Origin of the sequence: Halomonas sp. KAO, assembly GCF_015595025.1 — a bacterium.
Classification (GTDB): Bacteria; Pseudomonadota; Gammaproteobacteria; order Pseudomonadales; family Halomonadaceae; genus Halomonas.
This window is the reverse complement of sequence record NZ_JADNRL010000005.1, coordinates 67,525-89,049: the sequence shown is the minus strand read 5'-3', so window position 1 is coordinate 89,049 and position 21,525 is coordinate 67,525. Positions and strand designations below refer to the sequence as shown.

Annotated in this window: 17 protein-coding genes; 11 read left to right on the top strand and 6 right to left on the bottom strand. The window is 66.6% G+C overall.

Annotated elements, in window-relative coordinates; genetic code table 11:
- The first annotated feature begins 22 nt into the window (after positions 1-22).
- The 6 genes from IOC61_RS01600 to IOC61_RS01575 all read left to right on the top strand — a co-directional run bounded on the left by IOC61_RS01600 (position 23) and on the right by IOC61_RS01575 (position 7,522).
- Complete coding sequence (locus IOC61_RS01600; RefSeq protein ID WP_195687141.1) at positions 23-694, top strand: TetR/AcrR family transcriptional regulator; 672 nt, start codon at positions 23-25, stop codon at positions 692-694.
- A gap of 6 nt (positions 695-700) precedes the next feature.
- The gene (gene hrpB, locus IOC61_RS01595) at positions 701-3,136 is read left to right on the top strand and encodes an ATP-dependent helicase HrpB (RefSeq protein ID WP_195687140.1); all 2,436 of its coding nucleotides are present in this window, start codon (positions 701-703) and stop codon (positions 3,134-3,136) included.
- A 184-nt stretch (positions 3,137-3,320) separates the two neighbouring features.
- Positions 3,321-4,988 (top strand): BCCT family transporter, encoded by a 1,668-nt coding sequence (locus tag IOC61_RS01590; RefSeq protein WP_195687139.1) that lies wholly within the window; start codon positions 3,321-3,323, stop codon positions 4,986-4,988.
- 200 nt (positions 4,989-5,188) lie between these two features.
- Positions 5,189-5,647 carry a YchJ family protein gene (locus tag IOC61_RS01585; RefSeq protein WP_195687138.1) on the top strand — a complete coding sequence of 153 codons (459 nt, stop codon included), beginning with the start codon at positions 5,189-5,191 and terminating at the stop codon, positions 5,645-5,647.
- A 91-nt stretch (positions 5,648-5,738) separates the two neighbouring features.
- Complete coding sequence (rluF, locus tag IOC61_RS01580) at positions 5,739-6,887, top strand: 23S rRNA pseudouridine(2604) synthase RluF (protein ID WP_195687137.1); 1,149 nt, start codon at positions 5,739-5,741, stop codon at positions 6,885-6,887.
- A 29-nt stretch (positions 6,888-6,916) separates the two neighbouring features.
- Positions 6,917-7,522 (top strand): DUF938 domain-containing protein, encoded by a 606-nt coding sequence (locus IOC61_RS01575; protein ID WP_195687136.1) that lies wholly within the window; start codon positions 6,917-6,919, stop codon positions 7,520-7,522.
- Positions 7,523-7,677: 155 nt separating this feature from the next.
- On the opposite strand, the gene IOC61_RS01570 is transcribed toward IOC61_RS01575, so the two are convergent.
- Entirely contained in the window at positions 7,678-7,878 is a 201-nt protein-coding gene (locus tag IOC61_RS01570; RefSeq protein WP_195687135.1) for a hypothetical protein, read from the bottom strand.
- A 241-nt stretch (positions 7,879-8,119) separates the two neighbouring features.
- On the opposite strand from IOC61_RS01570, the gene IOC61_RS01565 reads away from it, so the two are divergent.
- A complete protein-coding gene (locus IOC61_RS01565; protein WP_195687134.1) occupies positions 8,120-9,499 on the top strand; it encodes an FAD-binding oxidoreductase in 1,380 nt (459 codons plus the stop codon).
- Positions 9,500-9,612: 113 nt separating this feature from the next.
- On the opposite strand, the gene IOC61_RS01560 is transcribed toward IOC61_RS01565, so the two are convergent.
- The 5 genes from IOC61_RS01560 to IOC61_RS01540 form a co-directional block, all read right to left on the bottom strand.
- The gene (locus IOC61_RS01560; RefSeq protein ID WP_195687133.1) at positions 9,613-10,875 is read right to left on the bottom strand and encodes a TRAP transporter large permease; all 1,263 of its coding nucleotides are present in this window, start codon (positions 10,873-10,875) and stop codon (positions 9,613-9,615) included.
- Positions 10,872-11,402: a TRAP transporter small permease gene (locus tag IOC61_RS01555; RefSeq protein WP_195687132.1), complete on the bottom strand. Its 531-nt coding sequence runs from the start codon at positions 11,400-11,402 to the stop codon at positions 10,872-10,874. The genes IOC61_RS01560 and IOC61_RS01555 overlap by 4 nt, the downstream gene beginning before the upstream one ends.
- On the bottom strand, positions 11,403-12,398 hold the full coding sequence (locus IOC61_RS01550; RefSeq protein WP_195687131.1) for a TRAP transporter substrate-binding protein: 996 nt from the start codon (positions 12,396-12,398) through the stop codon (positions 11,403-11,405).
- A gap of 90 nt (positions 12,399-12,488) precedes the next feature.
- Entirely contained in the window at positions 12,489-13,343 is an 855-nt protein-coding gene (gene nfo, locus IOC61_RS01545) for a deoxyribonuclease IV (RefSeq protein ID WP_195687130.1), read from the bottom strand.
- 64 nt (positions 13,344-13,407) lie between these two features.
- Positions 13,408-14,361, bottom strand: a complete 954-nt coding sequence (locus tag IOC61_RS01540; protein WP_195687129.1) for a zinc metalloprotease HtpX — start codon at positions 14,359-14,361, stop codon at positions 13,408-13,410.
- Between the two features lie 538 nt (positions 14,362-14,899).
- Between IOC61_RS01540 and IOC61_RS01535 the strand changes: the two genes are divergently transcribed.
- The 4 genes from IOC61_RS01535 to IOC61_RS01520 all read left to right on the top strand — a co-directional run bounded on the left by IOC61_RS01535 (position 14,900) and on the right by IOC61_RS01520 (position 21,485).
- Positions 14,900-18,577: an ATP-binding protein gene (locus IOC61_RS01535; RefSeq protein ID WP_195687128.1), complete on the top strand. Its 3,678-nt coding sequence runs from the start codon at positions 14,900-14,902 to the stop codon at positions 18,575-18,577.
- Positions 18,578-18,648: 71 nt separating this feature from the next.
- Entirely contained in the window at positions 18,649-19,275 is a 627-nt protein-coding gene (locus tag IOC61_RS01530; protein WP_195687264.1) for a condensin complex protein MksE, read from the top strand.
- Entirely contained in the window at positions 19,272-20,510 is a 1,239-nt protein-coding gene (locus IOC61_RS01525) for a hypothetical protein (protein ID WP_195687127.1), read from the top strand. The genes IOC61_RS01530 and IOC61_RS01525 overlap by 4 nt, the downstream gene beginning before the upstream one ends.
- A 60-nt stretch (positions 20,511-20,570) precedes the next feature.
- Complete coding sequence (locus IOC61_RS01520; RefSeq protein WP_195687126.1) at positions 20,571-21,485, top strand: DUF7281 domain-containing protein; 915 nt, start codon at positions 20,571-20,573, stop codon at positions 21,483-21,485.
- The last annotated feature ends 40 nt before the right edge of the window (positions 21,486-21,525 follow it).

Here is a 21,525-nt window from a genome sequence, read left to right as displayed (position 1 = left end):
TCAGACCGCCCAGGAGAGCCCCATGACCCAGCGTGATGCTGTCGTTTCCGTTCGCACCGACAACGGCAGCGGGGCCACCCGGGAGCGCAACGAGCGCGAGATATTGGCCGCCGCCGAGCGGGTGTTTGCGGATCATGGCTACCGCGGCGCCAGCCTGGCCGAGATCGCGGCCCAGGCGGGGCTGCCCAAGTCCAACCTCCTCTACTACATGGGCAGCAAGCGTGGCCTCTATGTGCGTCTGCTGGAGCGGATGATGGCGCGCTGGAATGCGCTGCTCGACGAGATCTCCGTGGATGACGACCCGGCCGAGGTGCTGGAGGCCTTTATCCGCAGCAAGATGCAGCTCTCCCGGCGACACCCCGAGGGGTCGCGGCTGTTTGCCGCCGAGATCCTGGCCGGCGCCCCCTTCCTCCAGGAGTACCTGCGTGGCGACCTGCGGGACTGGGTGGAGGCCCGCGCGGCGATCTTCCGCCAATGGGCCGAGCGTGGGCTGATGGACCCGGTCGACCCGGTATGGCTGATCTTCCTGATCTGGTCGGCGACCCAGCACTACGCCGATTTCGAGGCCCAGGTGGTCGGCATCACCGACCGGGAGTCGCTCAGCGACAGCGATGTCGAGAGCATCACCAACTTCCTGACCCGGGTGATCCTCAAGGGCTGTGGCGTTGAAGTGCGTGCCGAGACGGAGCGCTGACACCTCATGACCCTGCCCATCGACGCGCGCCTCGACGCTATCCATGCGGCGCTGGCCGATCACTCCCGTGCGCTGCTGGTGGCCGAACCCGGTGCCGGCAAGACCACCCGGGTGCCGCTCTCCTTGCTCGATGCCTCCTGGGCCCGGGAGGGCCGCTTGCTTCTGCTCGAGCCGCGACGAGTGGCGGCACGACTGGCCGCTGGCTTTATGGCCGATCAACTGGGTGAGCGGCTCGGGGAGACGGTGGGGTACCGGATGCGTGGCGAGAGCCGGGTGGGCCCCGCCACGCGCCTGGAGGTGGTGACCCAGGGGGTGCTCACCCGGATGTTGCAGGAGGACCCCCTGCTCGAGGGCGTGGCCGGCATCCTCTTCGATGAGTTTCATGAGCGCAGCCTGGAGGCGGATCTGGGCCTCGCCCTGGCCCTGGACGCCCAGACGGTGCGTGATGACCTGCGCCTGCTGGTGATGTCGGCCACCCTGGATGTCGATGCCCTGCTCGGCGTGCTGGGGCAGGAGACGCCGGTGATCGAGTGTCCGGGGCGAACCTTTCCGGTCGAGACCCGCCATCGAACGCTCAATGCCCGCCAGGAAATGCCTGCCCAACAGGCCAGGGCACTGCTCGACGCCATGGCCGAGCAGCAGGGGGATGCCCTGGTGATCCTGCCTGGGGTGGCGGAGATTCGTCGCCTGGCGGCGGAGCTGGCCAGCCGTGCCCCCGAGCTGCTTGCCCTGGAGCTCCACGGACGCCTGCCTCTCGAGGCCCAGCGCCGCGCCCTGCGCCCCGACCCCGAGGGGCGCCGGCGGGTGGTGCTGGCCACCGCCATCGCCGAATCCAGCGTCACCGTGGATGGCGTGCGCCTGGTGATGGATGCCGGTCGCGAACGGGTACCGGTGTTCCAGCCGCGCAGCGGCCTGACCCGGCTGGAGACCCGGCGCGTCAACCGTGCCAGCGCCGACCAGCGACGCGGGCGTGCCGGCAGGCAGGGGCCGGGGCTCTGCGTTCGACTGTGGGCCGAGGAGCAGCCGCTGATCCCCCATGGTGAGCCGGAGATTCGTCAGGCCGACCTGGCCCCGCTGGCCTTCGAGCTGGCGCGCTGGGGGATCACCGATGCGCACCAGCTGGCCTGGGTGACGCCGCCACCGGCCGGCCCCCTGGCCGCCGGTCGCGACCTGCTGCGCCGCCTCGGGCTGGTGGATGATGCCGACCACCTCACCGAGCTTGGGCGAGGCGCATCACGCTGGCCCACGCATCCTCGCCTGGCGGCGATGTTGGAGCGTGCCGGCGAGCGTCGGGGGTCCGCACTGGCCTGTGCCCTGGTGGCACTGCTCGAGGAGCGCGTGGTCGACCAGGAGCGTGACCTGGAGCGCATGTTGCAGGCCCGGCTGAGCGAGCCCCGTTCGCACCGACAGTGGCAACGAGACGCCGAGCGCCTGGCCCGCATCGCCGGGGTGGCACTCAAGGTCTCCGACCCGAGCCCACTCGGGGAGCTGCTGGCCATCGCCTACCCGGAGCGTATCGCCCAGCGCCTCGAGTCGCCGGGGCGTTTCCGCCTCGCCGGCGGTGGGCACGCCACCCTGCCCGAGGGCCACTCCCTGGCCCATACCGAGCTGCTGGTGGCCGCCGAGCTCTCCGGTGAGGCCAGCGGCGCGCGTATCTTTCGTGCCGTGGCGCTGTCTTGCGAGCGCCTGGAGGCGCTCTATCCCGAGTGTGGCGAGTGGCGCACGCGTCTCGAGTGGTCCGACGAGCAGGGTAGGCTGACGGGGGAGGAGGTGCGCGGCCTGGGGGCCGTGGTGCTCGAGCGACGTGCCCTCAAGGCGTTGCCGCCGGAAGCGGTGCGCCAGGCTCTGCTCGATGCCCTGCGCCGCCGCGGGCTCCCGGATAACCAGGCGCTGACCCAACTGCGGGGCCGGCTGGCGCTGCTGCACCGCACCCTGGGGGAAGTGTGGCCGGAGGTGTCCGATGAGGCGCTGCTCGGGGGGCTCGACGACTGGCTGGGGCCCCACCTCGACGGCATTCGTCGGTTGGATGCCGTGGAGCGCCTGCCGCTGGCGCGTCTGCTGCTGGATAGTCTCGACTGGTCCCTGCGTGGACGTCTCGATGAACTCGCCCCGGAGCGCCTGACGGTGCCCAGCGGTGCCACCCACCGGGTCGACTACGCGCCCTGCCTGGCGGGCAAGCCACCGGTGCTGGCGGTGAAGTTGCAGGAGTGCTTCGGCTGGCACGCCTCGCCGCGGGTCGCCGAAGGGCGCGAGGCGGTACTGTTGCATCTGCTCTCGCCGGCGCGTCGGCCGCTGCAGGTCACCGCCGACCTGGCGAGCTTCTGGGCGGGGGGCTATGCGCAGGTGCGTCGCGAGATGCGAGGTCGGTATCCCAAGCACCCCTGGCCCGAGGATCCCATGGCCGCCGAGGCCACCGCCGGTACCAAGCGGCGTCGCGGTTAGGAAACCCTCTTTTTGGAAATGCTCGTGTTTCGATGGCAGTTATTGCCCTCGTCCAATTTCGGGGGAAGGCCAGCGCAACATCCAGGCAAGGGGCGTGCGCCCACATCATCGAGGCAGGCCCCTAAATATCAATGGCCTGCGTGCTAGTATGCGTCGCATGTATCAATGACAAGGAGGGCCGCGCATGGCACAACAGCTAGAGGACAATACGACGCCGTCAGGCGAAGGCGTTCCCGCCCCCGATGGACCGACCCAGTTGATCGACACGGATTACCAGATCGGTCAGGACAATATTCAGGCCAACACTCTTGGGGTGGATGTTGACCTGCATGGCAAGGTATTTGCGGTCTCGGCACTGGTGGTGCTGTTCTTCGTGATATTGACACTTGCCCTGCAGGACCAGGTCGAGCCGTTGTTCACCCTGATGCGCAGCTGGCTGACAGACAACCTGGCGTGGTTCTTTATTGTCAGTGCCGATGTTTTCGTACTGCTCTGTATAGGCTTGATTATCTCGCCTCTGGGGCGGGTGCGACTGGGCGGTCCACAAGCGCGGCCCGATTATGGCTTTCTCGGTTGGGTCTCGATGCTGTTTGCCGCGGGCATGGGTATCGGGCTGATCTTCTACGGTGTCGCCGAGCCGGTGACCCACCTCTCCTCTTCCCTTGGGGGAGTCAGTGTGGGGGAGAGTGGTCTGCGTACCGACTGGGCGCCGCTGGGAGGTGCCGAGGGAGATGCAGCGTCGGCATCATCGCTGGCCATGGCGGCCACCATCTATCATTGGGGGCTCCATCCCTGGGCGATCTATGCGGTGAGCGCGCTGGCGCTGGCACTCTTTTCGTTCAACAAGGGGTTGCCATTAACCATGCGTTCCGTGCTCTACCCTCTACTGGGCGAGCGCGTTTGGGGCTGGCCAGGCCATATCGTGGATATTCTGGCGGTGTTCGCCACGCTGTTCGGGCTGGCCACGTCGCTGGGTATCGGGGCCTCCCAGGCAACCGCAGGGCTCGGGTATCTGTTCGATATTCCCGCCAATAACTTGACCATGGTACTGCTGATCTCGGGCATTACCGTCGTGGCCTTGATCTCGGTACTTGCCGGTGTGGATAAGGGAGTACAGCGCCTTTCCCAGCTCAATATGCTGGTAGCATTCCTGCTGCTGTTGTTCGTGATCATGGCGGGCCCGACACTCGGTATCCTCCTCGGCTTCTTCGAGAATCTCACCGCTTACGCGCGGCATCTGCCCGCACTATCCAACCCGTTCAACCGCACAGATGCCAACTACAGTCAGGGCTGGACGGCCTTCTACTGGGCATGGTGGATCAGTATTGCACCCCTGGTGGGCATGTTCGTGGCGCGTATCAGCCGTGGGCGCAGCGTGCGCGAGTTTCTGATCGCCGTGTTGCTGGTACCTTCGGTGATTTCCGCCTTCTGGATGACCGCATTCGGCAATACCGCCATCGACCTGTTGATTGCCCAACAGTTCGATGCCTTGAGTGAGGCGGCGGTGGAGCTGCAACTGTTTGTCATGTTGAGTCAGCTGCCGCTCTCCTCCATCACGTCCTTTCTGGGGATCGTGCTGGTGATCGTGTTCTTTACCACGACGTCCGACTCAGGTTCGCTGGTCATCGACTCGATCACCTCCGGCGGCAAGGTGGATGCGCCTCGTGTGCAGCGAGTGTTCTGGGTCATCATCGAGGGGGCCATCGCCATTGCCCTGTTGCTCGGTGGTGGGCTCACGGCCCTGCAGGCGATGGTGATCTCGACCGGAGTACCGTTTGCCCTGGTATTGCTGGCGTGTAGCTACGCGGTGATCAAGGGGCTGCTGAGTGAGCCACGCCATCACCATCAATAGCGCGCAATGGCACGCCGATGGCTCCTTCCTGAAAGGCTCAGCGTGATGGAGCTCCGCACCGGCCGGCTGCCGAAGAGACCACCGAGGCTGAGGGTGCTGCCGACCAGGAAGCGACTGTTGGTCTGGTAGGCGGCGCTGCCGGTCGAGCCGTCTGCCGACCCTTGGTAAGATGGTGGACTGCCAAGCTCACAGGAGCCACCATGCCGAGCGTTTCAATTTCCTGTCCCTGTGGCAGTGGCCAGCCGCTGGACGCCTGCTGTGGCCGCTACCATGCCGGGAAGGCCGCCCCCACGCCCGAGGCGCTGATGCGTTCGCGCTACAGCGCCTTTGTGTTGAACCTTACCGACTATCTGCTTACGAGCTGGCATCCCGAGACCCGACCCGTGTCGTTGACGGCGGATGACACGACCCATTGGCTTCGGCTGCAGGTAGTGAGCAGCGGCGAGCAGGGGGATGAAGGCTGGGTGACGTTTCGTGCCACCTTCCGTGAGGGTCACCATTTCGGGGTGCTCGAAGAGGCATCACGGTTCCGCCGGGAGGCGGGCCACTGGCGCTACCTGGATGGTCAGCCGACCGTGTCGCGCCTGAAACCCGGGCGCAACGACGCCTGCCTCTGCGGCAGCGGGCGCAAGTTCAAGCGCTGCTGCGCCCTGGGCTAGCCCCTCCCACGGCTGGCCGTCACCCGGTTGAGCCCTTAGACTGGCCGGCCGCCGCCTCAACACTCTTCACTCCTGCGATCGGATATCTCCCATGGCCCAGACCCTCTCGAAACGAATCAACAAGTACATCAGCGAAAGCGGCATGTGCTCGCGACGAGAGGCCGACAGGTACATCGAGCAGGGCAATGTGCGTATCGACGGCAGGCGAGCCACCCCCGGCGACCGTGTCGCCCCCGGTAGCGTGGTCAAGGTGAATGGCCAGGTCGTCGAGCCCCTGGCGTTGGAGGAGGAGGATCTGGTCTTCATCGCTCTCAACAAGCCGGTGGGCATCGTCAGCACCACCGACCCGGACGAGAAGGCCAATATCGTCGATTTCGTCAAACACGGCACCCGAATCTTTCCCATCGGCCGTCTCGACAAGGACTCCCAGGGGCTGATCTTTCTGACCAACAACGGCGACCTGGTCAACCGCATCCTGCGCGCCAGCAACAATCACGAAAAGGAGTACCTGGTCACCGTCAACAAGCCGGTGACCGACGAGTTTCTCGCCGGCATGGCCGGTGGTGTGCCGATCCTCGGTGAGGTCACCAAGAAGTGCCGGGTGGTCAGGGAGTCGCGTTTCGTCTTCAACATCACCCTGGTGCAGGGCCTCAACCGTCAGATTCGCCGGATGTGCGAGGTGTTCGGCTACGAGGTGGTAAGGCTGGAGCGTATCCGCATCATGAATGTGTCGCTCAAGGGGCTGGCCATCGGTGACTGGCGTGATCTGACTCCGGACGAGGTGTCGACGATCCTCGCCATGACCGAAGACTCCGCTTCGGAAGCCGGCGAGCCCGCGCGTCGCAAGGCCCGGCGCAAGGGGGCGGGCGGTAGCAGGGCCCGTGCCGGCAACTCGGCAGGCAAGTCGGCGGGAAAGCCGGCAGGCAAGGCGGGAGCACGCCAGAAACGCACGCCGCGTGGCGCTGACGGGGCCAGCTCTCGCACTGGAAAGCCCGGTACTGGTAAGCCCGGCACTGGAAAACCTGGTGCCGATAAGTCCGCCGCCGGCAAGCCCGGTTCAGGAAAGCCCGGTAGCGGCAAGCGCAAGATGACGGGCAAGGGCGCGGCAGCCGGCAAGGGGATTGCCGGGAAGTCGGCCGGTCCCAGGAAGCCGGGAGCCAAGCCGAAGGGCGGTCGCCCCTCCGGCTCCCGTGCCAAGGCAATGGCCCCGGGCGGCAAGCCCCGTGGCAGGAACAAGTAGCGCTTCGCTCCAGATAAAGAGAGACCCTTATGACCGACCCACGTCGATACAGCCCCGCCGCGGCACGCAATCGTCAGCCGATTCTCGAGGTGCTTCAGGCCGCGTTGCCAGAGCGCGCACGGGTGCTGGAGCTCGCCAGCGGCAGCGGTGAACATGCCGTGCACTGCGCCACCGCCATGCCGCAGTGGGTATGGCAGCCGAGTGACCCGACCGCCGAGGCGCTGGCCTCCATCGCCGCCTGGCGCGAGCAGACGGGTCAGGCCAACCTGCTCGAGCCGATGCGTCTCGACGCCACCGATAAGCAAAGCTGGCCGGCGGGGCCCTTCGAGGCGATCGTTGCGATCAACCTGGTCCATATCTCGCCCTGGGGGGTGAGCGAGGCGCTGATGGCGCGCGCCGGTGAGCGACTCGTCTCCGGCGGCGTGCTCTACCTCTATGGTCCCTACCGCCGCGCTGGCGAGCACACCGCACCCAGCAACGCCGCCTTCGATGCCGACCTACGACGCCGCGACCCACGCTGGGGGGTGCGTGATCTCGAGGAGGTGGTCGCCGAGGCCGAGCGCCATGGCCTCAGGCTTGAGCGCACGGTGGAGATGCCCGCCAATAATCTTAGCGTGGTACTCGTTCGCGACTAGGCTCTGTCCGAAAACTGGCTGCGCTCGGCTATACGGCGTTAAAAATCGACTCAAAGTACTCATTTACACTCCGTAAACTCGTGCGCGAGCCCGGTCCGTCTTTTCGCCGGTTTTTGCCTTGTCTAACCTTCGCTCGCCGACTTTTCAGCCAAAGCCTAGCGAGCCTCGGGGATTTCGCCGGGCTCACGGTAGCGGGGAGGCGCGTTCTCGCGCTCCTCGCGGCTGAGGGTCTCGTCCTCGGCGGGTACCCCCCATACCGTCTCTCTATGCCCGTCGTCGAAGGTATAGGTGGTGCAGCCGGCAAGCAGCAGAGTCCCCAGCAGGGTGGCAGGCAGAAGTAGGCGTGTCGTCAGCATGGGGGCATCCAGTTGTCATCGAGCAGCGCCCAGGGCGAGCGCCGGGCAGGAACCCCAACGCTACCCTGTCTGGCGATACCTGGGAAGTGCCTGGCCTGCCCCGGAGCACTTGCGGTCTCGCCACCGGCATGGCGTCAATTTCCACGTGGTGGCGGCGAGTTGCAGGGCTTGAGTCGGGCAGTGGCGGCGAGTAATCTCGCCGAACTTAGCATGACCTCAAGTCAACACAGGATCGCAACGCATGCAGCAACTGCTCGAAAGTCTGACGGAAATTCTGGGGCCGGAAAATGTGCTGACGGGCGAGGCCGTGCTGGAACGCTCTTCCGACTGGTTCACGTCGCTGCCCTGTGAGGCAGCCGCCATCGTACGCCCGGCCACGACCGAGCAGTTGAGTCGGATCATGGCGCTCTGCCACAAGGCTCGCCAGCCGGTGGTGACCCATGGGGGCGTGACCGGCGTGGTGCATGGAGCCGTGGCCAGTGCCAACGAGCTGGTGATCTCGCTGGAGCGCATGACGACCATCGAAGAGGTGGATCCGGTGGGCGGCACCATGACGGTGCAGGCCGGCATACCCCTGCAGAGCGTGCAGGAGGCCGCCGCCGAGATCGACATGCAGTTCCCGCTGGACCTCGGCGCCCGCGGCTCCTGCACCATCGGTGGCAATATCGCGACCAACGCTGGCGGTGTTCGGGTGATCCGCTACGGCATGATGCGCCAGCAGCTGCTCGGCCTCGAGGCGGTGCTGGCGGATGGTCGAGTGGTCAGCTCCATGAACAGGATGCTGAAGAACAATGCCGGCTATGACCTCAAGCAGCTGTTTGTCGGCAGTGAGGGCACCCTGGGCATCGTTACCCGTGCCGTGCTCAGGCTGCAGCCGAGGCTGCCCAGCGAGCAGTGCGCCCTGGTCGCGGTTCCCTCGTTCGACGCCCTGACTTCACTGCTCGACCTGACCTCGAGGCGCCTCGGCCTGAGCGCCTTTGAGGCGCTCTGGAACGGCCACTACCGGCTGATGACCGAGGAGAGCGGTGCCCACCGGCCGCCCCTGGCAGCCGACTCCCCCTTCTATGCCATCATCGAGACCCAGGGAGTGGACCGGGAGCTCGATGCCGAGCGCTTCCAGGCGCTTCTCGAACAGGCGTTCGACGAGGGGCTGGTCAGCGATGCCGTGCTGGCCAGTTCCGAGGCTCAGCGCCAGGAGCTATGGGCGATCCGGGAGAATATCGAGGTGCTGGTCCGGGCCCTGGATCCGATGTTCTCCTTCGATGTCAGCCTGCCGATTCCCGCCATGGAGTCCTATGTGGCCGACCTGGAGCGGCAGCTGGCACAGGCCTTCCCCGAAGCGGGCCGCCTGGTCACCTTCGGCCATCTGGGAGACGGTAACCTGCATATCATGGTGACCGTGGGCGATGCGGGCAGGGAGAGCCGTTATGCGGTCGAGAAGCTGGTATATCAGCCCCTGGCCGAGATCGGCGGCTCCATCTCGGCCGAACATGGCATCGGGATGGAGAAGCGTGACTACCTCTATCTGAGCCGCAACGCGGATGAGATCGAGGTGATGAAGATGCTCAAGAAGGCGCTCGATCCCAAGGGACTGCTCAATCCCGGCAAGCTGCTGCCCTAATCACTGCCGGGACAGGCGGTCGGGCCGGGAGAGAACGAGAGGGGACTTGCCCGACTCTTGAGCGATGCCGCCTGACCAGGCGGCATCGCGGTTTCAGACCTTCACGAATCTGCCTAGCCTCCCGACCAGCCGGCCAGGATGGGCACGTAGACCACCAGCAGCAGCACCGCGATCAGCCCCAGCAGGTAGGGGATGATCGCCCGGGTGATACGCTCCAGCGGCAGCCGGGTCACCGACGAGGCCACATAGAGATTGATCGCCACCGGCGGGGTGATCATGCCGATGGCCAGGCCCACCACGATGATCAGCCCGAAGTGAATGGGGTCGATGCCCAGCTGGGTGACCAGCGGCAGCAGCACCGGCGTCAGGATGATCAGCGCGCTGGCGGTCTCGATAAAAACGCCGGTGAGCAGGATCACCGCGACCACCAGCAGCATGATCACCAGCGGGTCGGTGGAGAGCGAGAGCACCGCCTGGGCGATGGCGCCGGGCACCTGCCAGCTCGACAGGGTCCAGCTGAGCACCGCCGAGGTGGCGATCACCAGCATGATCACCGAGGTGGTGATGGCCGAGCGGATCAGGATGCGGTAGACATCCTTGATTCCCAGATCGCGATAGACGAACAGCGACACCAGCAGGGCGTAGTTGACCGCGATCACCGCCGCCTCGCTGGGGGTAAAGACCCCGGAGAAGATCCCGCCGAGGATGATCACCGGCGTCATCAGTCCCCAGCTGGCGCTCTTGAAGGTGCGCCAGATGGTGACCGCCGACAGGGCGGTGCCACGCGGGTAGTTGCGACGATAAGCCTGCACGATGGCGATGGCGGAGAGCCCGAGGCCCATGGCGATGCCCGGCAGGATACCGCTCAAGAACAGCGTCGACACCGACTGCTGGGCGATCACGGCATAGATGATCATCGGCACCGAGGGCGGGATCACCACCCCGATGGTGCCGCTGGCGGCGATCAGGCTGGCGGCCGAGGCGGGCTCATAGCCCTTCTTGCGCAGCTCCGGCACCAGGCTCGAGCCCACCGCGGCGGTGGTGGCGGCCCCGGAGCCCGAGATGGCGGCGAAGAACATCCCGGCGCCCACCGAGACGATCGACAGGCCACCCTTCAGAAAGCCGAACAGCGAATCGGCGAAGTCGACCAGCTTCTCGCTCACCTTGCCCTGGGCCATCAGGTCGCCGGCCAGGATAAACATCGGTACCGCGACCAGGGCGAAGGAGTTGATGCCCTGGAACATCTGCTGGGTGACCACCATCAGCGGCACGCCCTGGGCATTGAGCGCCACCAGGGTGCTGGCACCGATGGCCAGGGCGATGGGCACCCCCAGCAGCATGAAGAGCAGAAACAGCAGGAAGAGCAGGGCGGTCATGGCGCCTCCTCGTCGTTGCTCGGGGAGGCAGCATCACCGTTCAGGGTCAGGGTGGCGATATCCACCAGGGCGTACCAGGCCATGATCGCCGCCGAGAGAGGAATCACGGCGTAGATCCAGGTCATGGAGACGCGCAATGAGGCGGACTTCTGAAAGCTCTGGACCTGCATGTACTCCCAGCCGATCACGACCAGGGCGAGCAGAAAACCGAGTGCCACCAGCAGGGCGGCGATGCGTGCCAGGCGCCGGGGTAGCGCGGGCAGGGCATCGACCACGAAGGTCACCGCGATATGGCGTCCACGGCGGAACGCCAGGGTACCGGCCAGGAAGGTGATCCAGACCAGCAGGAAGCGGGCCACCTCCTCGGTCCAGCCCACGGCGGTGAAGAGCACCCGCGACAGGATCTGCAGGGTGATCACGCCGATCAACGCCGCCATCGCCGTGAAGACCACGGGTGCGATGACGGCGTCGAGGGCGCGCTCACTCCACTGCAGGGGTCGCAGCAGGGAATGGGCGAGGGAAGGCACTTACTTCAGCGCCTCCTGGATGCGCGGCAGATAGTCACCGAACTGCTCGCCATACTGCTCATAGACCGGGGTCACGGCCTGCTGGAAGGCGGCGATATCCGGCTCCTCGACGATCTGCATGCCCGCTTCGCGCAATGCCGTCAGCTGCTCGGCCTCCATCTCGGCATTGACCCGGCGCTCATGCTCGGCGGCTTCCTGGGCGGCCTGCTCGATCACCGACTGGGCGGCCTCCGGCAGCTTGTTCCAGGCCGGCATGCCCATCACGAAGAGCGCAGGGGCGTAGGTATGGCGCGACAGCGTCATATGGTCCTGGGTCTCATGGAGCTTGAAGGAGTGGATCACGTTGACCGGGTTCTCCTGGCCGTCGATGGTGCCCTGCTGCATGGCGGTCAGGGCCTCGGTCCAGGCCATGGGCACGGCGTTGGCGCCCAGCTCGCGGAAGGTGTCGACGTAGACGGGGTTCTCCATCACGCGGATGCGCAGGCCGTCGATATCCTCGGGGCTCTCCACGGCGCGCTCGCTGTTGGTCAGGTTGCGAAAGCCGCGCTCGGCATAGGCCAGGCCCTTGAGGTTGACCTCGGAGAGTCGGTCCAGCAGCTCCTGGCCGATCTCGCCGTCGAGCACCTCATAGGCCGCCTCGGGGCTGGGGAACAGGAAGGGCAGCTCGAAGACCGCCATCTCCTCCAGGAAGTTGGCCACCGGTCCGTTGGTGATCACGCCCATGTCGACGGTGCCGATCTGCATGCCCTCGAGCAGGGTGCGCTCGTCGCCCAGGGCGGCGTTGGGGTAGAGCTCGATATCCAGCTTGCCGGCGGTGCGCTCCTCCACCAGCTCCTCGAACTTCATGGCGGCGAGGTGGAAGCCATCCTGTTCATTGACCACATGGGCCAGGCGCAGGGTCACCGGGTCCATGTCATCGAACTCGTCTGCCTGGGCAGTGGCGATCATGGCCAGGGAGACGGAGAGTGCCAGCGTGCTGCGGATAAAGCCGTTCATTATCGGTTTCCTTTGTGTGTCAGCAAGTTGCAGAGTCCAGCGCCGGAAAGCATGCATCGCCCCGGACGCCGCGGTCAATCGCGCCGGTGATCACTCCGCCAACGCGGCGGCCTGGGCACGCAGCCAGGCGATCTCCTCGGCCCAGATGGCGGGCTCGATGGTCTCCAGCACCAGCGGCATATGGTCGGTGCGTGGGTCCTGCATCAGGGCGGTAAAGCAGTCGCTGCCGATATTGCCCTGGCCGAGGCTGTGGTGGCGGTCGACCCGGCTGCCGAACTCGCTCTTGGCATCGTTGAGGTGCATGCCCTTGAGGTACTCGATGCCCACCACGGCATCGAACTCGTCGAGCATCGCCACACTGGCCTCCCGGGTGCGCAGCTCGTAGCCGGCGGCGAAGGCGTGGCAGGTATCGATGCACACCCCGACCCGTGACTTCTCCTCCACCTGCTCGATGATCTCGGCGAGATGCTCGAAGCGCCAGCCCAGATTGCTGCCCTGGCCGGCGGTATTCTCGAGTACCGCGGTGACGCCGCGGGTCTGGGCGAGTGTCTCGTTGAGTGACTCGGCGATGCGCGCCAGGCAGTCGCTTTCGCTGATCTTGCGCAGATGGCTGCCCGGATGGAAGTTGAGGCGGTCGATGCCGAGCCGCTCGCAGCGTTGCAGCTCATCGAGAAACGCCGCCCGTGACTTCGCCAGTCCCTCGGCCTCCGGGTGACCCAGATTGATCAGATAGCTGTCATGGGGAAGGATCTGGCCGGGTCCGAAGCCATGGCGCCGGCAGGCGCTGCGAAAGGCCTCGATCACCTCGTCGGTGAGGGGCTTGGCCCGCCACTGACGCTGGTTCTTGGTGAAAAGCGCGAAGGCGTTGGCCCCGATCTCTACCGCGCGTTCCACCGCCTTGTCGACACCACCGGCGGCGCTGACATGGGCTCCGATATATTTCACTGCTCTCTCCCCGTAACGGTTTGATGTCGCGGCATTGTAGGCGTCCAGGGCGGGACGGCAACTCTCAACGCCGCCGTCCCAGCCAGTAGCGATGGCCGCGGCGTTCGGGAGGCGCCTCCACCAGCGGTTCACGAGGGCGATAGGGTCGCCCCGAGGGCGGCCTGGGGCCCTGGCGTTCGGCCAGCGCCATCAGGCGCTGGATCCGCTCGCCGGTGGGCGGGTGGGTCTGCAGGTAACGCAGCCAGCCCGGCAGCTGCCGGCGACCGAACAGGGTCGTCAGCCAGATGCCGTTGCGCCGTTCCAGTAGAGAGAGAGCCTCGGCCAGCGCCTGGGGGTCGCGGGTCAGTGCCGCCGCCTCCAGGTCCGCGGTGAACTCGCGGTTGCGCGACAGGGCCAGCTGCAGCAGGGAGCTGGCCAGGGGCGCCAGGCCGACCGCGAGCAGCTCGAGCCAGGGCATGCGGATCTCGCCGGCCATGACCATCGGCAGCAGGGCAATCAGCGCCAGCTGCACCAGCATGGCGCCCCAGACGGTGAGTCGCGTCATGGTGGCGGCCATGGACATCACTCGGGTATCACCGTGGCGCAGATGGCTGACCTCATGGGCCAGCACGCCGGCCAGCTGGCGCAGGGGCAGGCTGTGCAGCAGGCCCTCGGTTATCGCGATGCCTCCGTCCCGGGCATCGCCCACGGCGAAGGCGTTGAGGTCCGGGGAGGGAACATAGAAGAGCCAGGGTGGCTGGGTGATCCCCGCGCGCCGGTAGAGCAGCTCCATGACCCGGTAGAGCTGCGGCGCCTGATGCCGGTGCAGCGCCCCGGCGCCACTGCGCGCCAGCACCAGCCTGGCCGGAATTCGTCCCCCGAGGTAGAGGGTCAGCATTACCAGGCCGAAGACCCACAGCACGCCCACGGGGCCCGCCAGCAGCCAGGCCGGCATGGCGAGCAGTATCGACATGCCGCCCAGAATCAGCAGGTGCTGGCAGGTGTTATGCAGCCGCTGGGCGGTGAGGCGAGAGCGCATGGCGAATCTCCTGTTGGGGAGCCACATGAAAGGCCCCGGCAGACCCGTGATAGGCCTGGCCGCTGACCAAGGCGGCACCCGTGTCTGTAACAGTGTATGTCAGCACGTAAAATTTTATGGAAATACTTCCCAAGGATTGAAAACCCTGCGGTGATGCGTTTTATTAGCCGGGTAAACAACTAGGAGAGTCACGATGTCACTGCCCATTCATACCCCGGAAGTCCTGGAGCATCTGCTGCGTCAGGCGGAAGCGATCAAGGCGTCTGAAGAGGCCATCAGTACCTATATCGACTGAGCGCCCCGCGGCCAGGGATGGCCAACCGTCGCGACTCTTTTCTCCACCACTATCCCCACCTCATTCCTCACCTCTCACCCCTTTCCTCACCTTGCTTCGAGCTTTCTGCCTGTTACCTGCCTACCCGGCCCGGCAAGGGTTGCCGACGACAGCGGCCAATTGAGATGAGCTAGCGCCTCCGGCACTATGTGCGCTCACCGGCGACGGGTCGGTGATCGGCATGCCAACGACCAGGGACGCGACATGGGCCAGCTGCTACGCATCGTGATGATCCACGGCCACCTCGAGGGAGTGGTCGAGCTCAGTGTGGATGGCCACACCAATATCTGCGGTACCAATGCCTCGGGCAAGACCACCCTCCAGCGGCTGGTGCCGGTATTCTACGGTGAGCTGCCCAATCGGGTGGTGCCGCGCACACGCCTCAAGTTCGACGCCTTCTATCTGCCCCATCGCAACAGCTACCTCGTGTATGAGTACCGTCGCGAGGAGGGGGATCTCTGCCAGGCGGTGCTGACCCGCCGTGGGGAGGGCGGGGTGGAGTATCGCTTCGTGGGCGATGCTTACCGGCCCGAGGACTATCTGGTGCAGAGCGACGCCGGCGTGGTGGCGCTGGACTATGCCCAGTGGAGCAATGGCCTGCGCCGCCGGGGGGTATCGGTCTCGCCCAAGCTGGGTGCCACCTCCGAGTATCGTGCGGTGATCCAGAATGACTTCACCCAGACCGGCAGCCAGCCCCGGGGCAACAGCAGGGAGGGGCTGCGCCTGCGCCAGACCGCCGCTCGCTTCAGCCTGGTGCGGCCCGGTCAGCGCATCCGCCATATCGAGAAGCTGGTCTCGGCGGTGCACGCCAAGGAGGGCAAGATGGACACCCTCAAGACCATGCTGGCGGCGATCTTCGAGGAGGATGGCGTCGAGCTGCCGGTGACCCGCATTCGCAACACCAAGGCCCGTGAGTGGATCGCCCGCATGCGTCAGTCCATGCGCCTGGAGCCCCTGCAGCGCTCGCTGGGTGAGCTGGAGCGCCTGGATCGCGAGATCGCCGATCTCGAGGCCTCGCTCTGGCAGCTCAAGCCCCAGCTGGAGGCCGATCGTCACCGCGCCGAGCGCGAGAAGGCCGAGCGTGAGGCCGAGATTCAGCAGCGCCAGCGTGACTTCCAGGCCCGCGAGACGGCCTACCGCGAGCAGCGCGATGCCTACAACGACCGCGCCAGCGAGCTGCAGAGTGAGCTGGAGCAGACCCGCGGCGTGCTCGATGACCTGCAGCGCCAGTATGAGGCCTTCGAGGCGGCCGATATGCCGAGTCTGGAGCAGGATCTCAAGGCGCTGCCCCAGTGGCGTGAGCAGCAGCAACAGCTACGCGATCATCTGGAGGTGATGCAGCAGGCGGTCAAGGAGAGCAAGGCCAAGCTGGAGGCACGCCTGGTGGAGCTGGGTGACCTCCTCGAGGCGCGACGCGATGAACTTCAGGGCCTGATCGATGCCCTGGGGGAGGAGAAGGAGGCCTGTCGCGACCAGCAGAGCGAGGCCGAGGGGCGCCTGGATGCCGACTATCAGGCTCGCCGCCAGGCGCTGGACGACGACTACCGCGCCCGTCTGGAGCAGATCACCGAGCGCCTTGCCGAGCTCAAGGCGGGCCTTTCGCACACCGCCCAGAGCCCCGAGGAGGCCCGCGAGGCGGAGCAGGCCCAGGCTCGGGTCGACCAGGCCCAGAGTGAACAGGCGTCTGCCGCGGCGGCCATGGAGCAGCTGCGTGGCGAGCTCGATGGGCGCAAGCAGGAGCGCGACGCCGCCGAGCACGGGCTGGAGAGGGCCCGGGCTCGACGGTCTCGCGCCGAGGCGCACCTCACGGCGCTGCAGCTGCAGCGCGACCCCGCCCAGGGCAGCCTGCGTCACTTCCTGCGCCATCACCGCCCGGGCTGGGAGCAGACCCTGGGCAAGGTGGTGGCGCCCGAGCTGCTGGAGCGGCGTGACCTCGCCCCGCAGTTCAACGACAGGGCGAGCGATGACCTCTTCGGCCTGACGCTGGATCTGGCCGCCATCGAACCGCCCGACTATGCCCAGGACGAGGCCGAGCTGCAGGCCGCCATCGCTGCCGCCGAGGCGGCGCTGGGCGAAGCCCGGGAGGATGAGAAGGCGGCCGAGAAGTCCCTGCGGGCCAGCCATCAAAGGGTGCAGGAGGTCGACGCCCGCCTGGAGCGCGCCCGCACCACGCGCCGCCGCGCCGCCGAAGAGGTGGATTACGCCCTGCAGGCGCGCAGCCAGTGCCAGCAGCGCCATGCCGCCGCCCAGCAGGCGCGCCAGGCCGCCAGCCGTGAATCGCTGGCCGAGCAGGAGGCCGCCCATCAGGCCGTACGTGAGGAGCAGCGCCAGGCCCTGGAATCACTGGCCGGTGGCCACCGTGCCCAGCGCCTCGAGCTTACCGCCGATTTCCAGGCGCGGTTGGCCGGCTTCGACCAGCAGATCCAGCAGCACCGCCGTCGGCTCACCGAGCACAAGGAGGAGCACCGCCGCCAGCGTGACGAGCTCAACGCCGCTTACGACCGCGAACTGGCGGAGCAGGGGGTCGATCCGGTCAGCGTGCGCGAGACCCGTGCACGCATGGAGGCTCTGGCCAGGCGCATCCGTGATACCGAGGAACGCCGCGAGGAGCTCGATGCCTATGCCCGCTTCATGCGCGTGGAGTGGGGCGAGCGCAAGCCGCGGCTGGTGGAGAAGGAGGCCGAGCTCTCCCGCGAGCGCGATGCCCTCGAGCGTCGACGTCAACAGCACCGCGCCGACTTCCACGCCGCCCGCGACGAGCACCGCGCGACGGTGAATGAGCTCACGGCCCGCCGTGATGCGGCCAGCAGGCTGGTGGAGACCCTCGCTCCGCTGCTCGACAAGCTCGAGACCCTCGCCCTGGTGGCGGCCCCCGAGCCCCTCGGCGAGGTGCCCGGGGATACCGAGGAGCGCATCGAGCGCCTGCGCCAGGGGCTTACCGATCATGCCCGCGAGCTCGAGGCACTGCGCCGCGGCTGCGAGAAACTGGAGTCCGAGCTGATCAAGGGGGCCAGCGCCGACTTCCAGGATACCCTGGAGGCTGAGCGTGCCCGGCTCGATGGCGAGAGCCCGCGTCGCCTGCTGCCGGTGATCGCCGGCATGCTGCAGCTTCTCGAGGGCCAACAGCAGCAGCTGCTGCAGGAGGGGCGCAACCTCTCCGATGACCTCGACAAGTTCTTTACCGTGTTCAGCGACCTCAACCGGCGTATCAGTGCCCAGAGCCGGCGCCTGTCGGATGAGGTGGCCGACGATCTCAAGCTCGAGGGCATCGGCCGCGCCGAGGTGAAGATCCAGTCCACCATCGACGAGTTGGGCTTCTGGGAACCGCTCAAGCGATTCTCCCGGCACTACCGCGAGTGGCGCGACTCGGGCCAGCCGCTTCCCGGTGACGACTATCTCGACAGCCTGGCCGATGTGGTCGAGCTGTTGCGCAGTGATCAGCAGTACAGCTTCGAGAGCCTGCTGCGCCTGGAACTACATCTCAACGAGGGCGGTACCGACCTGGTGATCCGCAATGATCGTCAGCTGCTGGAGTCCTCCAGCCACGGCATGGCCTATCTGATCCTGTGCAAGTTCCTGCTCGCCTTTACCCGGCTGCTGCGCGGGCCGGCGGAGATCGCCATCCACTGGCCGATCGACGAGATCGGTACCCTCGCTTACCACAACGTCGAGAAGCTGTTCGATGCCTGTGACAACAACCATATTCATATCGTCGGCGCCTTCCCCAACCCGGAGTCGGACGTGCTGCTGCTGTTCCATAACCGTTATCTGATCGACCGTGACGAGGCCGAGCCCGCCAAGCGGCGGCTCAAGCGTATCGAGCCCCGCCTGAGCCGCCTGGCCCAGCGCCTGCAGGCGCGCGCCGAGGAGGTGGCATCATGAGCCAGGACGTGAAGCCCCAAGCGGAAAGCGACGAGGCGATGATGTCGGCACACGCCGGCCCCGAGCGCTCCCTGGTGGCGCTGGGGCCCCTGATCGAGCGGCTGCTGGCCGGCGAGTTCCTCTGTGCGGTCAGCGACGAAAGCGCCTTTCGTCACCTGCAGGACGAGCGGACCCGCGAGCGGATCGATGCCTATCTACGTCCGCTCAATCGGCGACTGGCCACCAACCAAGAGGGCAGCGTCGTCTTCCTGGCCTGGCGAACCCTCGATGAAGGGGCCCGGGAGCAGCTCTCCCGACAGCTGGCGGATACCGTCAACAGCCTGCTCCCGCTGCTGGAGTGGCTGCAGCTGGTGCAGGAGGCATTGGGGCGCGATGGCCCGGCCGCCCCGGGTGACGTGCTCAAGCCAGCCGACTTCAGCTCCCGCTGTGAGGATCATCAGGGGCTGCGCGAGCGCCTCGAGCGCCTGGCGGGCGATCCCTTCTTCGGCTCCCAGAGCGACCAGCTCGATGCCCAGCTCAAGCAGGTGTTCAAGCGGCTCAGGGAGCACGGCTATCTGCTGCAACCCCATCCCGATCGCCAGTACTACCTGGTCACCGCCAAGATCGACTACCTCATCGATCTGGTGCGCTTCATTCGCGACGAGGAGAACCTGCCGGTGGATGACCAGGCGCCCAGTGGCCAGGAGAGCCTGCTGTGAGTGATGCCCCCTCCCATGATCTGGAGAGCCGCCTGATCACCACCGGGGTCGAGCGACTGGCGCTGCTCGGCAAGCATGCCGAGGCCCTGATGGCGGGCTACGCCCGGGACGAGGTGCCGCTGGAGGGGCTCAGCACCACCGCGCTCAACCGGCTGCTGGCGGCCCGCATCCTGTGGCGCCCGGACGAGCAGGGGGGCGTCAAGCTCGCCCCCAAGGTGCGGGAGCTGATTGCCGAGATGCTGGCCGACGAGAGTCGCCGCCACGTCAACGCCGATGTGGCCGAGACCCTGGAGCTTATGCGCAGCCTGGTGCAGAGCTACCGCGAGGCCCGCGATGGCGGTGAATACTGGCGCCAGGAGCAGCAGCTGCTGCGCCTTCGCCAGGAGGTGGATGACCTCAACGGCCGCTTCGCCGATGCCATCGACAGCCTGTGGCGCCGCCTCAACGGCGACTTCGGCTTCGTCAGCCGGCTGGGCGACAAGATCCGCGAGAACGAGCGGGCCCAGAAGCAGATCGTGCGGCTGCTCGATGGTCTGGCGCTGATCGACTTCGACGAGCTGATCGCGCTGGTGGGCAGCGATGGCGCCCTGCGCAAGCTGCTGGTCAGTGGCCTGCAGCAGCAGCTCACCCAGCACTACACCAGCCTACGCGAGGTGCAGCGGCGCATGGTTGAGCTGATGGCACGCTTCCGCCAGCAGCAGTCGCGCAGCCGCCTGGTGGCCGGCATGGCCGGCTTTCTGCGCGAGCACCCGGGGTTCGTGCCCGGCAACTATGCTCGGCGTGGCGAGGTGCCGGCGCTGGTCAATCGTGCCACGCCGCTGGTCGCCGCCGGCGCCGCGGCCCTGGACCATCACCCCGATAGCCGGGCGCTGACCGAGCTGCTGCACCGGCTGCCGCGACCGGCCCAGCGTCCGGAGCCGGTTACCGCCGCCGGTGCCGCCGCGCCCCAGGAGGACGCCCTGGTCGCCGCTCGTCACCAGGCCCTCAAGGAGGAGGTGGAGCGCTTCTACCTCTCGGTGGTGGACCGCGGGGGCGAGGGCGTCAGCGCCCTGGGGTATCGGCAGGAAGGCGAGCTTGAGTGGGGCGAGGAGATCTGGCTGTTCCAGGTGATCGCCGAGTTCCAGGGCCTGCCTCGCAACGAGCAGCGCGCCTTTCGCCTGAGCCAGCAGGAGAGCCAGGCCAGCCCCTACAATCACCTGAGACTGATCCACGACGTCGTCGTGCAACTGGCGTAAGCGCCAAGCCGCTCGCCATGCCAGTATAAAGGCCGCTATCCAACAGGCTGTTTACTTACCATGCTGCTATCCAATCGAGCCCGTAAGCTGCTGCGCGACGCCCTGGCTGAGCTGGCCGATCGGGCCAGTGTCGAGAAAGCCAGTGTCGAGAAAAAACGTGGCGCTGTTACCAACGCCATCATCGAGTGGTGCCGGGATCACGATATCGAACTCGGGGCGCGTCTCACCCATGACCTGCTGCGACTCGACGCCGAACTGCTTGGCATGATCGACGAGACCCTGGTCGGCCTGGGCGAGCCTGCCCTGGGGGCCGACCTCGGTGGTCTGAGCACCACGCAGCAGGCGGCGCTTGGCAATCGCGAGGACAAGGCGATGCGCGAGAAGCCCCGGGAGCAGCGGGTACTGGCCAGCCTTCCGGCGATGGGTAAGCGAGACGGGCTGATCAAGCGCGAGCGCGAGGTGGTGGATACCGACTGGCGAGATATCGACCTCGACGCCTTCGAGGTGCTGGTGCAGATCGAGAACCTGGATGGCTTCTACGACTTCTCGCCGGCGATTCCTGCCCTGGAGGGCTGGTCATCGATGCTGGTGCTCTACCGTGGCGACCGCCACTATGGTGGCGGCTTCTCACGTCTGGCCGAGGCATGGAGAGCGTGCGGCAAGCCGCACCTCTATCTGGGGGATTTCGACGCCAAGGGGGTCGGCATCGCGCTCTCCAGTGGCGCCACGCATCTGCTGCTGCCGCCGCTGGTGGTCCTTGCCGAGCGGGCCAACTCCCAGCACCTGCCGCCGGAGCAGCAGAGCGATCAGCGACGACTGCGAGCCCACGTCGCCGGATTGCCCGTCGGGCATCCGCTGGCCGACTCTCTGGCGATTCTGCTGGACGACCAGCGCGGCCTGCGCCAGCAGTGGTTTGGCGATGCCGAGCGCTGGCAGCGGGTGGCGCTGTACGATGGCTTGCCATCCTCGCCGTGATGAGGCGTCGATGCCCTCGAACTTCCCTATCTGGATGACG

Bases quoted from the DNA above. Each gene is read 5' to 3' on its own strand.
- hrpB (WP_195687140.1), top strand. From the start codon at position 701: ATGACCCTGCCCATCGACGCGCGCCTCGACGCTATCCATGCGGCGCTG.
- IOC61_RS01565 (WP_195687134.1), top strand. From the start codon at position 8,120: ATGCAGCAACTGCTCGAAAGTCTGACGGAAATTCTGGGGCCGGAAAAT.
- IOC61_RS01600 (WP_195687141.1), top strand. From the start codon at position 23: ATGACCCAGCGTGATGCTGTCGTTTCCGTTCGCACCGACAACGGCAGC.
- IOC61_RS01590 (WP_195687139.1), top strand. From the start codon at position 3,321: ATGGCACAACAGCTAGAGGACAATACGACGCCGTCAGGCGAAGGCGTT.
- IOC61_RS01585 (WP_195687138.1), top strand. From the start codon at position 5,189: ATGCCGAGCGTTTCAATTTCCTGTCCCTGTGGCAGTGGCCAGCCGCTG.
- IOC61_RS01540 (WP_195687129.1), bottom strand. From the start codon at position 14,361: ATGCGCTCTCGCCTCACCGCCCAGCGGCTGCATAACACCTGCCAGCAC.
- IOC61_RS01535 (WP_195687128.1), top strand. From the start codon at position 14,900: ATGGGCCAGCTGCTACGCATCGTGATGATCCACGGCCACCTCGAGGGA.
- IOC61_RS01550 (WP_195687131.1), bottom strand. From the start codon at position 12,398: ATGAACGGCTTTATCCGCAGCACGCTGGCACTCTCCGTCTCCCTGGCC.
- IOC61_RS01520 (WP_195687126.1), top strand. From the start codon at position 20,571: ATGCTGCTATCCAATCGAGCCCGTAAGCTGCTGCGCGACGCCCTGGCT.
- IOC61_RS01570 (WP_195687135.1), bottom strand. From the start codon at position 7,878: ATGCTGACGACACGCCTACTTCTGCCTGCCACCCTGCTGGGGACTCTG.
- rluF (WP_195687137.1), top strand. From the start codon at position 5,739: ATGGCCCAGACCCTCTCGAAACGAATCAACAAGTACATCAGCGAAAGC.
- IOC61_RS01560 (WP_195687133.1), bottom strand. From the start codon at position 10,875: ATGACCGCCCTGCTCTTCCTGCTGTTTCTGCTCTTCATGCTGCTGGGG.
- IOC61_RS01575 (WP_195687136.1), top strand. From the start codon at position 6,917: ATGACCGACCCACGTCGATACAGCCCCGCCGCGGCACGCAATCGTCAG.